The sequence below is a fragment of the Desulfurobacteriaceae bacterium genome (assembly GCA_039832905.1).
Classification (GTDB): domain Bacteria; phylum Aquificota; class Aquificia; order Desulfurobacteriales; family Desulfurobacteriaceae; genus Desulfurobacterium.
Genome location: JBDOLX010000058.1, coordinates 1 through 11,645, shown reverse-complemented (window position 1 = coordinate 11,645; position 11,645 = coordinate 1). Strand labels below are relative to the sequence as shown.

The window sequence follows — 11,645 nt, the reverse complement described above, 5'->3', positions numbered from 1 at the left end:
TTTTTCTTCTCTCTTTCTTCTTTCAAGCTCGTAAAGTCTTGCTTTTAAAATTTTTAAGGCTCTTTGTCTGTTTTGTATTTGGGAACGTTCACTTTGACAGGTTACAACAATTCCTGTCGGTAAATGAGTAATTCTCACTGCTGAATCTGTTGTGTTTACGTGCTGACCTCCAGCACCAGAAGAACGGTAGGTATCAATTCTTAAATCTTCTTCCTTTATCTCAATGTCTATGTCGTCATCAAGTTCTGGAACAACTATAACTCCACAAAAAGATGTGTGCCTTCTTGCGTTTGCGTCAAATGGTGAAATTCTTACCAATCTATGAGTTCCGTGTTCTGCTCTTAAGAAGCCGTAAGCGTAAGGTCCTTTTATTAAAATTGTTGCACTTTTTATTCCTGCTTCTTCATTTTCTTGGAAATCCAATATCTCCGTTTCAAAACCTTTCCTTTCAGCCCATCTGAGATACATTCTCATAAGCATCTGTGCCCAATCGCAGCTTTCTGTTCCACCTGCTCCTGCGTGAATGGTCACGATTGCATTTTTTCTATCAAATTCACCACAAAGAATGGTTTTAACTTCTAAGGAATCTAAGGTTTTTTCCATTTTAGTTAAAAGTTCTTCTGCCTCATTGAGTAAAGACTCTTCATTTTCCTCTTCTGCCATTTCTATAAGGACTTCAACGTCTTCAAGCTGTTGCTGTATCTCTGAAAATGTGTTTAGTTCCGATTCAAGTCTATTTCTTTCAACAGAAATGCTTTGTGCCCTTTTCTGGTCGTTCCAAAAGTCAGGAGAAGCCATTTCATCTTCAATCTCTGAAAGTCTTTTCTTCATTCCTTCTATGTCAAAAATACCCCCTTATTTCGGAATACCTATTTTTCATCCTTTCTAGTTTCTCTTTTAACTCTTGAAGCTTTTCTATCATTGACAGTTCCTCCAAGATTTCTTGAGTTTAAAATGTAAAAAGACATTTCCTTTTGTCAAAGGTTTTTCCTACTCTCGTAAAGTCCAACAGTTATTCCGCCGTTTGAAAAGAAAGTTAAAAGTTTTGAATTTAATCCTGTAAGATTTGCAAGCCTTTTGGAAGGAGATAAAAATAAAACTTTGTAGTTCTTAAAATAATTCTCTACCCAATCTCCAAACATTCTGTAGATTCTTTCTACATTTTTTATTGGAATTCTTACTCCATATGGAGGATTGGTAATTATTGTTGCATTTTCCGTTATGGAATCCTTAGGAAAGGACTGGTTTTTAAATTCTAAAACTTCAAGAACATTTGCACTCTTTGCGTTTTCAATAGCTGACTCAATAGCTTTTGGGTCTATATCGTAGCCAATAATAGGGACTTTTACGCTTTTCACGTTTTTTAAAGCTTCCTCCTTAATTCTTTCCCAAAGAGTTTCATCAAAATTTTTCCACCTCATAAAGGCAAATTCTCGATTAATTCCCGGTGGAATGTTGGCTGCTATCATTGCAGCTTCTATTGGGATCGTTCCTGAACCGCAGAAAGGGTCTATTAAAGGAGTATCTCCTCTCCAACCTGATACTAAAATCATTGCCGCTGCTAGGTTTTCTCTAAGGGGAGCTTCTACCTCGTTTTTTCTGTATCCTCTTTTGTGCAAGATTGCTCCGGAACTGTTTATGCTAATCGTGCAAATGTCATTTTCAAAGCGGACTATTACGCTTGTTCCCTCGTCTTCAAACTTTGCCTTTGGAGGTGTAAAACCAAGGGCTTCGTTTATTGCCTTCCATATTCTTTCTTCAATTGCTTTTGTGTGGTAAAGCTTTGATTTTTTTGAAGTAACCCTTATTTTTAAGGGTAGCTCTTCTGTTAAAAAGTTTTCCCAAGGGCACTTCTTGGCTTTTCTTACAAGTTCTGCAAAGTGCTTGGCTTTGAAAGTACAAAGTCTTGCAAGGACTCTACTTGCTGTTCTAAGGTGAAGATTTGCTTTATAAAGGGTTTCTAAGTTTCCCCCAAACTCAACTCCACCGGGGACAACTTTTCCTTCTATTCCTAAATCTTTTAACTCCCTTGCCGTAATTTCTTCTATTCCCGGTTGTGCTACGGCAAAAAGTCTTAAATCTCCTTTAGTATCTCCCTGCATAGTTTTTCTATTGCTCCTCCTTTAAGTTTTGAGTTAACTTCTTTTTCAAGAAGTTCTTTTATGTGAAATCTATTTTCATAGACGGTAAGTAAACTTAAGGTAAGGTTTTCAGGATTAATTTCATCTTGAAGAAGTTCTGGAACAACTTCTTTCTTGGCTATTATGTTTGGTAAGGACACAAAAGGAATTTTTACAAGTCTTTTGGCAATCATAAAGGTTAGTGGGTTAAGCTTATACACTACAACGTGAGGAAGTCCCGAGATTGCAGCTTCTAAGCTTGCGGTTCCTGAAGCTATAATTCCGGCGTCTGCCGCAAAAAGTAAGTTATACCTTTCACTTTCGGGAATTAAAGTAACTTTTCCGTTCATTTCTTTTATAGTTTTTTCAATAAGATCCTTGTCTAAAGAAGAAGCCACAGGGAGAACGAAACTACCTTCTATTCTCTTGGAAACTTCAACCATTGGCTTTAAAAGGTAATTAATTTCAGAAGGTCTACTTCCGGGCATTAAAGCGAATATTGGGTCTTTGAGATTATACTTTCTTCTGAACTCTAAGGGCTTTAAAGAAGGTTTTACAATATCTTTTAACGGGTTTCCAACGTAGGTTACTTTTACCTTGAACTTTTCGTAAAAGTCTTTTTCAAAAGGGAATATTACAAATGCTCTATCCACAAACTTTTTTATCTTTTTAATTCTCCCTTCTCCCCAAGCCCAAAGTTTGGGAGGTATAAAGTAAAAAACTTTTATTCCAAGTTTTTTTGCAATTTCAGCAATCTTCAGATTAAAACCTGGAAAGTCAATAAGTAATACAGCATCCACCTTTTCCTTTCTTAAAAAACTTTCGATTTTTTTCCTTCCTTTCCAAATTGATGGAAGTTTTGAGACTGCTTCAAATAATCCAAAGGCTAAAAGATCTTTGGAGTCAAGTATCCTTGTTGATCCTTCAACATCTTCCATCAGAACACCAAAAACTTTAAGCTTTTTGGAAAGACAGGGAATAAGTTCTTTAGCGTAGTTGAAACCCGAAAGTTCTCCTGTAACTATCAAAATTTTTTTCAACGAGTTTTGTCCTCTAAATTAAATTTAGAAAGTTCTCAATTATCCTTATTCCATCCTCTGTTAAGATGGATTCAGGGTGAAACTGAACCCCGTAAATTGGCAAGTGTTTATGCTTAACTCCCATTATTTCTCTATCATCTTCGCTTTCTGCAGTAATTTCAAAAACTTCTGGGAGAGTTTCTCTATCTATAACGAGAGAGTGATACCTTATTGCTGAAAATGGGTTTTTCATTCCCTTAAAAAGGTCTTTTTCGTTGTGAATTATGTTTGATGCTTTTCCATGCATAAGTTTCTTTGCCCTTACGATTTTAGCCCCAAAAGCAAAGCCTATGGATTGATGTCCTAAACAGATGCCAAGTATTGGAATTTTTCCTGCAAAGTGTCTTATTGCTTCAACGGAAATTCCAGCTTCTTTTGGAGTGCAGGGGCCAGGGGAGATGACAAGGGCTTCAGGCTTCATTTTCTCAATTTCGTCAATCGTGATTTTGTCATTTCTGTAAACTCTTATGTCTGCACCTAACTTTCCAAAGTACTGAACGACGTTGTAGGTAAAAGAATCGTAGTTATCTATCATTAGTATCATCTTTCTACTCCTTTAAAGCGTTACAGATTTTGCTTCCCCAATTTGATAAAGCCCTAACATAATCATCTGAATGAACAGGATTTAGTATTAAAACCTTTCCATTTATTTCCTTTGCTACCATATCCACAACCTTTTTAGGTGCAAAAGTTTCTCCTATAACAACTTTAGCACCTTTCTTTTTTGCTTCTTCTATAACTTCTTTTAGCCTTTCAGGAGTTATCTGCTCTTCCGGCGTTCTTGCAATTTCTATTGTTTTTACTCCAAAAGTTTCAAGTAGAGGTTTCCAAACAGGATGATAAATTACAACAACCTTTTTCTTTACATCTTGTAAACAGTTGTTGATTCTTTGGAGAAGCTGTTCAATCATTGCTGCATAATCATCAGCCCTTTTAAGGTAATAGGTTTCTCTCTTAGGATAGAACTTTACAAGCTTTTTGGCAATTTCAAAGTAAACTTCTTCCATAAGAACAGGGTTTGTCCATAGATGGTAACCAGGTTTCTTTATTTGGGGATACTTTTTAGAAAACAGTTCTCCAATGTTGAAAACTTTTCCTTTATTTACACCTTTTAAAGCCCAGTCGTCCAAACCAAGACCGTGAACTATTATAAGTTTCGCTTCCTGAATTTTTTGAACATCTGAAGGTTTAGGTTCGTATCCGTGGGGAGATTCTCCACCTTTCAAAATGGAATAATATCTAAAGTCCCTTCCTCCTATGTACTCTGCTACACTTTTCCAAACAGGAATAGAGGAAACGATTAACGGTTTAGAGGAATTTTGAGATATACAGCCAAAGATTGCTAGTGTGACTACAAGGAGAAAGAGATAAACAAGTCTTTTCATAACTATTCTAACCTCCAAATCCTTTTAAATGGTAAAATTAAGCGATTTAAATATATCACAAGAGGAGTTGCTAATGCTTGACAGAAAGCCTGCAATTCTTGCTCTTGAGGATGGCACCTATTATGAAGGATACTCCTTTGGGGCTGAAGGGGAAACCTACGGAGAAGTTGTTTTCACAACTTCAATGACAGGATATCAAGAGATTATTACCGATCCTTCGTTTAAAGGTCAGATAGTTACTATGACATGTCCGTTAATTGGAAACGTTGGAGCAAACAGTGAAGATGTTGAGTCCGATGGTCCAAAAGCTGAAGGATTTATAGTTAAAGAAATTTCTGAAGTTTACTCAAACTGGAGGGCTGAGAAGTCCTTTGAAGATTACTTAAAAGAGTATGGAGTTGTAGGTATCTGCGAAGTTGATACAAGGGAATTAACTAAAAAGCTTAGAACTGTTGGAACTATGAGAGGAGTAATTTCTACCGTTGACCTTGATCCTGACAGTCTTATTTCCAAAGCCCGTTCAATTCCAAAAATGGAAGGTCTTAACCTTGTGGATGAAGTAACCTGTAAAGAACCTTACGAGTGGGAACAGGGAACTTGGGAACTTGGAAAAGGGTATAAAGTAGAAAAGAACCTTAAATATTCGGTTGTTGTTCTTGATTTTGGAATAAGGTACAACATTTTGAGAAATCTTGTTGATGTTGGAATAAAACCGATAGTTGTTCCTGCAAAGACACCTCCAGAAGAAATTCTAAAACTTAATCCAGATGGAATATTCCTCTCTTGTGGGCCAGGAGATCCGGCAGCCGTATCCTACGCCATAGAAACTATTCGCTACCTTATAGCTACCTATAAAAAACCTATCTTTGGTATATGTCTTGGGCACCAACTTACAGCACTTGCCATGGGAGCTTCTACTTACAAATTAAAGTTTGGTCACAGAGGTGCAAACCAGCCAGTTAAAAATAAGAAGACTGGAAGGGTTGAGATTACCGCTCAGAACCATGGATTTGCCGTTGACGAATCAACAATACCTGATGACCTTGAAATTACTCACTACTCCCTTAACGATGGCACTGTAGAAGGTTTGAAGCACAAGACAAAGCCTCTTTTCACTGTTCAGTATCACCCCGAAAGCTCTCCAGGTCCTCACGACTCAAGGTATCTTTTTAGGGAATTTGAAAAGTTAATTTCCGATTATAGAGGTAAATAGGGATAGATGGTTTATGATATAGTTGTATCGGGACTTGGTCCCGCCGGTTTATCTTTTTTAAAATCACTTGGAAATTGTGGACTTAAGATAATTGCCTTTGATAAATTTTCTTTTCCTCGGAAGAAACCTTGTGCTGGTGGTTTAACTCCAAAGGCTTATACGCTTCTAAAAAATTTATTTCCCAACTTAGATAAAGTTGTTAAAGTAGCCTCGAGAAAATTTATTCTTGTTAATAACCTTGATAGGACGGAGATTTCAACTACTTCTACGCTAACTTACTTAACAGACAGAGAAGAACTTGATAACTTTTTACTTGAAACGGTTTTGAAGAAAAGTAGTTTTGAGTTTCATTTTGAAGAAGCTGTTTTATCTGTAGAGAAAGAGGAAAGCTTTTGGAAAGTCATAACAGATAAAGGTGTTTATAGGACAAGAGTCTTAATTTCTGCTGATGATGTAAATAGTAGAATAGCAAGAACTTTAAGAATAAAAAGGGATGTAGGTTTTACTTTTGAGTCTGATGTAGAGACTTCCTGGGATGATTCTATCTTAATAGACTTTACGGACTTTTCTTGGGGGTACTATTGGGTCTTTCCGAAAGGAAATTTTTAACGGTTGGTCTTGGAGAATTTACTAAGAAAAATAAAGCTTTAAGGGAAAGGCTTTCTGCTTTAAATAATAAACATGGTGTTTTCGGGAAGGTTATTTTTGAACAGGGTTTTCCAATACCTTGTGGAAAAAGGAAGAATGACGTATGCAGAGAAAATCTACTTTTTTTAGGAGATGCAGGAGGACTTGTAGATCCTCTAACAGGTGGAGGAATTTACTATGCTGTAAAGAGTGGAGTAATAGCGTCTACACTTGTTTTAAAAGCGTTTGAGAGTGGAAACTTAAAAGTCTTGAAACTTTATAAGGGATTAATTGATAAAATTTTTGGAACGGAATTCTTTTGGGCAAAAGTTGTTGGGAATATCTTCTTTAATGCTAAAGGTTTAAATTTTTACGTCATAAAAAAGTTCCTGAAATTGCAAGTCTTACTGTATCTCTTCTTACTGGAAAGGTTTCTTATAAAGGTGCAGCTATTGAGTTCTTTAAACTTTTACCAAAAATTATTGTGAGGTAGTGAATGCTCCAGGTTTCTGTAAAAAAGGGAAAAGAAAAGAGGATAAAAGGTTTTCATCCTTGGGTTTATAAGAACGACATTCTTAAGTTCTCAAGAAAGCCCAAGAGAGGAGAACTTTGCGTTGTAAGGGATTATAGAGGAGGTTTTCTCGCTAAGGGATACATAAATCCAGATAGTTATATAGCTATTAGGATTCTTACCTTTAAGAAAGATGAAGAAATAGACCTTGATTTTTTCAAGAAAAGAATTTCAGAAGCTTTTTCTTACAGAAAGAAGGTTGTACCGGAAGATTCCACGGCTTTTAGGTTAGTTCACTCTGAAGCTGATTATCTTCCAGGGCTTATTGTTGATTACTATGATGGATATCTTGTTGTCCAGATAACGACCTTAGGGATGGAAGTTCTTAAAGATAAAGTAATTAAAGCCTTAGTTGATGTTGTAAAACCTAAGGGAATTTATGAAAAGTCAACCGTTCAAGTAAGAGAGCTTGAAGGGCTTCCTTTAGTTGAACAGCCCCTTTACGGAGAAGTACCAGATAGAGTAATTATCAAGGAAAACGGGATAAGCTTTAACGTTCAAATTGTTGGAGGACAAAAAACAGGATATTTCTTAGACCAAAGAGAGAACAAGCTTCTTTTTGCAAAGGAGTTTGTAAAAGAAGGAGACAGGGTTCTTGATGCTTTTTGCCATCTTGGAGGATTCGGTATTCATGCAGCTGTAATTGGAGGAGCGAAAGAAGTAGTTGCAGTTGATAGCTCTCAACTTGCTTTAGACCTTGCAAAGGAAAATGCAGAACTTAATGGAGTGGCCGATAGGTTTCAGTTTGTTAAGGGAGATGCCTTTAAGGTTTTAAAGAAAATGCAGCTTGATGGAGAAAAGTTTGACGCAATTGTTATTGATCCACCTGCTTTTGCAAAGAGCAAAACGGTGGTTGAACAGGCTAAGAAGGGATACAAGGAGCTTTTCCTTCGTGGACTTAGAATGCTTAAACCGGGTAGTAGCATCGTTGTTTGTTCTTGTTCCCACCACATTACGCCTCCTATCCTAGAGGAGATTCTCCTTTCTGCGGCTTACGATACAAGAACACCTTTAAGGGTTCTCTATACAACTTATCAGGCCAAAGACCATCCGTTTGTTCTCCAGATTCCAGAAAGCAGGTACTTAAAGTGTATCTTTGCTAAAAGCTTTCCGTGGGAGGTCTAGATGATAAGAAAAGCTGTTATTCCTGTTGCCGGACTTGGTACGAGGTTCTTGCCAGCAACTAAAGCTCAACCAAAGGAAATGCTACCAATTGTAGATAAACCTGTAATCCAGTATATCGTAGAAGAAGCTGTGAGGGCAGGGATTAGGCAAATTATCTTTGTTACAGGAAAACATAAAAGAGCTATAGAGGACCACTTTGATACCAACTTTGAGCTTGAGTATTCTTTAGAGAAAAAGGGAAAAGAAGATCTTTTAAAACTTGTAAGAGAAGTTACAAATTTGGCTGAAGTAGTTTATGTAAGACAGAAGGAACCTCTTGGGTTAGGACATGCTATTTTAACGGCAGAGCCGGCTGTTGGCAATGAACCTTTTGCGGTTTTGCTTGGGGACGACATAATGGTTTCAGATACTCCAGCCATAAAGCAACTGATGGATGTTTTTGATAAATATAGATGCACAGTCCTTGGAGTTCAAGAAGTTCCAAAAGAAGATGTTAGTAAATACGGTATTGTTGGTGGAAAAGAGGTGGAAAGAGGCGTTTTTAAAGTTGATGCTTTGGTTGAAAAGCCTTCCGTAGAAGAGGCGCCTTCAAATTTTGCTATTACTGGTAGATACATACTTACGCCAGGTATATTTGAAGCCTTAAAGAAAACTCCTCCTGGAAAAGGTGGAGAGATACAGCTCACAGATGGTATTGAAAGACTAGGAATGAAGGAAGCTCTCTATGCTAAGATAATGGAAGGTAAAAGATACGATACAGGAAATAAACTTGGTTTTTTAATAGCTACTGTTGACTTTGCTCTTATGAGAAAGGATCTAAAAGATGCTTTTCTTAAGTACTTACAGGAAAAACTTGAAGAGGAGAACAAGTAATGGGTGAGATGCCAAAGACACCAACTTCCAATGAACCAAGATTTCCAGAAGAACTCCCTGTTTTGCCGTTAAGAGACGTAGTTGTATTTCCTATGATGATTACTCCGCTCTTTGTGGGTAGGGAATTTTCTTTAAATGCAGTGGAAGAGGCATTAAAAGAGCACAAACTTATTTTTCTTCTAACTCAGAAAGATAAGGACGTAGAGGATCCAAAACCCGAAGATCTTTACGATGTGGGAACTGTTGCTGTCATCCTCAAAGCAATGAAAATGGGGGATGGCAGAGTAAAGATTCTCGTTCAGGGTTTAGGAAGATCAAAAGTTAAGGAATTGAAATTAGAAGATGGTTTTTATAAAGCTCTTCTTGAACACATTTTGGAACCAGAGTACACTCCAGAGTCTTTGGAAGAGGAAGCTCTTGTAAAACTTGTAAAGGATCAAATAGAAAGAATTGTTGCCCTTGGAAAGCAGATACCACCTGATATGGTTGCAATCTTAAGGTCTATCGAGGATCCTGGAAGACTCGCTGACCTTGTAGCAGGTCAGATAGAACTTTCTACTGAAGAAGCAATGGATCTTCTTTCTACAGTTGATCCTGTTGAAAGATTAAGAAAGATAAGTGAAAAACATGAACATGAAATAAAAGTTCTTGAGATACAAGAACTTATAAGAACAAAAGCTCGTGAATCTATGGAAAAAGAGCAAAAAGAGTATTTTCTTAGACAGCAACTAAGAGCTATAAGAAAAGAACTTGGAGAGGAAGAAGAAAAAACAAAGGAGATAGAGGAATATAGGGAAAAAATAAAAAAAGCAAAAATGCCAAAAGAGGTGGAAGAATCTGTCCTTAAGGAACTGTCTCGACTTGAAAAAATGCATCCTGAATCTGCAGAAGCTGCAGTTTTGAGAACTTATATAGAGTGGATGATAGAGCTTCCTTGGTCTAAGAAAACTCGCGATAAACTTGATATAGAGAGAGCAAGACAAATTCTGGATGAAGATCATTACGACCTTGAAAGAGTTAAAAATAGAATTTTGGAATACCTAGCAGTAAAGGCTCTTATAAGGAAGAGGAAGAAAAAGGTTAAAGATGTTAAACAGGCTACGATTTGTTTCGTTGGACCTCCGGGAGTTGGAAAAACGTCCCTCGCCCGTTCCATTGCAAGAGCTCTTGGTAGAAAGTTTGTAAGAATTTCTCTTGGTGGAGTTAGGGACGAAGCAGAGATAAGAGGACACAGAAGAACTTATGTTGGCGCAATGCCTGGGAAAATAATTCAAGCTTTGAAAAAAGCTGGAACTAAAAACCCTGTAATTCTACTTGATGAAATAGATAAAATGGTTTCTGACTTTAGAGGAGATCCAGCGGCAGCTCTTTTGGAAGTTCTTGATCCTGAACAGAATAGAGAGTTTGTTGATAACTATATAAACCATCCTTTCGACTTATCAGAAGTTCTTTTTATTGCAACTGCAAATACTCCTCATACAATTCCAGAACCTTTGCTTGATAGATTGGAAGTTATCAACATTCCAGGATACACAGAATATGAAAAACTTCAGATCGCTAAAGAGTACATTGTTCCCAACCAAATGAAGAATCATGCTTTAACTTCCGAAGATATCGAATTTACAGATTCTGCCCTTTTACACATTATTAGACACTATACAAGAGAGGCAGGAGTAAGAAACTTAGATAGACGCATTGCTGCTGTTTGCAGAAAAGTAGCCCTCTGGATAAGTGAAGGAAAGGAGAAAAAGTACAAGATAACAAAGAAACTTGTTGAAAAGATCCTAGGGGCTCCTAAGTTTGTTCCTGAACTTGAGCTTGGAGAAGATGAAGTTGGTGTAGCAACGGGGCTTGCTTGGACACCGGTAGGAGGAGATGTTTTATTTATTGAAGTTATAGTAACTAAAGGAAGTGGAAGGCTTATTTTGACGGGAAGACTTGGAGACGTAATGAAGGAATCTGCACAAGCTGCTCTTGGTTTCATAAAGGCAAATGCAGATAAGTATGGCATTAAACACGACTTTTCAAAAATAGATATTCATGTCCACGTTCCAGCAGGGGCAATTCCTAAAGATGGACCTTCTGCTGGAATAACAATAGCTACTGCAATGCTTTCTGCTTTGACAGATAGGAAAGTTAAAAAAGAAGTAGCTATGACAGGAGAAATTACTTTAGGTGGAAAGGTTCTACCTGTTGGAGGATTAAAAGAAAAAATCTTAGCTGCCTTAAGATATGGAGCAAAAACAGTAATACTTCCTGAAAAGAATAAGGCTGAGGTAATGGAAGAGTTACCGGAAGATGTTAAGAAGAAGGTTAAGCTTGTTTTTGTTAACAGAGTAGAACCTGTCTTTGATCTTGCACTTTATGAGGAGGAAAGAAGGAGAAGAAAGAAAAGGTAGTATAGGTATGCTTCTTTCTGTTCTTCTTCCTTTTTTTCTCTCTTTCTCGTGTTCAATCTTCGATGAAAACTGCCAAGATTTTTATATTCTTAAGGATTCAGGAGAAGTATTTTATGCTATCTGGAACCACTCTATAGTTAAAGCAGTTGCTTTACCTGAAAATATATGTCAAGAAAAGGGAGGAAAGTGCCGGTACGTTTGGGTTTTTACATCTTATCTTGAGAATAAAGGTGAATGTAAGGTTGAAAAATTA

11 protein-coding genes and 1 pseudogene are annotated in these 11,645 nt (G+C 37.0%); 7 read left to right on the top strand and 5 right to left on the bottom strand.

What is annotated here, in order from left to right:
• The 5 genes and pseudogenes from prfB to ABGX27_04230 all read right to left on the bottom strand — a co-directional run bounded on the left by prfB (window position 1) and on the right by ABGX27_04230 (window position 4,584).
• A pseudogene (gene prfB / locus ABGX27_04250) lies at window positions 1–880 on the bottom strand (peptide chain release factor 2).
• 97 nt (window positions 881–977) lie between these two features.
• Entirely contained in the window at window positions 978–2,102 is a 1,125-nt protein-coding gene (locus tag ABGX27_04245) for a class I SAM-dependent RNA methyltransferase (protein ID MEO2068703.1), read from the bottom strand.
• Window positions 2,075–3,160 carry a lipid-A-disaccharide synthase gene (gene lpxB, locus ABGX27_04240; GenBank protein MEO2068702.1) on the bottom strand — a complete coding sequence of 362 codons (1,086 nt, stop codon included), beginning with the start codon at window positions 3,158–3,160 and terminating at the stop codon, window positions 2,075–2,077. Before lpxB ends, ABGX27_04245 begins: the two co-directional genes overlap by 28 nt.
• 13 nt (window positions 3,161–3,173) lie before the next feature.
• Entirely contained in the window at window positions 3,174–3,743 is a 570-nt protein-coding gene (locus ABGX27_04235) for an aminodeoxychorismate/anthranilate synthase component II (GenBank protein ID MEO2068701.1), read from the bottom strand.
• A 4-nt stretch (window positions 3,744–3,747) separates the two neighbouring features.
• A complete protein-coding gene (locus tag ABGX27_04230; protein ID MEO2068700.1) occupies window positions 3,748–4,584 on the bottom strand; it encodes a metal ABC transporter substrate-binding protein in 837 nt (278 codons plus the stop codon).
• 73 nt (window positions 4,585–4,657) lie between these two features.
• On the opposite strand from ABGX27_04230, the gene carA reads away from it, so the two are divergent.
• The 7 genes from carA to ABGX27_04195 all read left to right on the top strand — a co-directional run.
• The gene (gene carA, locus ABGX27_04225; protein MEO2068699.1) at window positions 4,658–5,797 is read left to right on the top strand and encodes a glutamine-hydrolyzing carbamoyl-phosphate synthase small subunit; all 1,140 of its coding nucleotides are present in this window, start codon (window positions 4,658–4,660) and stop codon (window positions 5,795–5,797) included.
• A gap of 6 nt (window positions 5,798–5,803) precedes the next feature.
• Entirely contained in the window at window positions 5,804–6,406 is a 603-nt protein-coding gene (locus ABGX27_04220) for a hypothetical protein (protein MEO2068698.1), read from the top strand.
• On the top strand, window positions 6,379–6,912 hold the full coding sequence (locus ABGX27_04215) for a hypothetical protein (GenBank protein ID MEO2068697.1): 534 nt from the start codon (window positions 6,379–6,381) through the stop codon (window positions 6,910–6,912). The genes ABGX27_04220 and ABGX27_04215 overlap by 28 nt, the downstream gene beginning before the upstream one ends.
• Window positions 6,913–6,920: 8 nt before the next feature.
• Window positions 6,921–8,120 carry a class I SAM-dependent rRNA methyltransferase gene (locus tag ABGX27_04210; protein ID MEO2068696.1) on the top strand — a complete coding sequence of 400 codons (1,200 nt, stop codon included), beginning with the start codon at window positions 6,921–6,923 and terminating at the stop codon, window positions 8,118–8,120.
• Complete coding sequence (galU, locus tag ABGX27_04205; protein ID MEO2068695.1) at window positions 8,121–8,993, top strand: UTP--glucose-1-phosphate uridylyltransferase GalU; 873 nt, start codon at window positions 8,121–8,123, stop codon at window positions 8,991–8,993.
• Entirely contained in the window at window positions 8,993–11,392 is a 2,400-nt protein-coding gene (lon, locus tag ABGX27_04200) for an endopeptidase La (GenBank protein ID MEO2068694.1), read from the top strand. The genes galU and lon overlap by 1 nt, the downstream gene beginning before the upstream one ends.
• A partial coding sequence (locus tag ABGX27_04195; GenBank protein MEO2068693.1) for a hypothetical protein occupies window positions 11,358–11,645 on the top strand: 288 nt, incomplete at its 3' end. The genes lon and ABGX27_04195, both read left to right, overlap by 35 nt.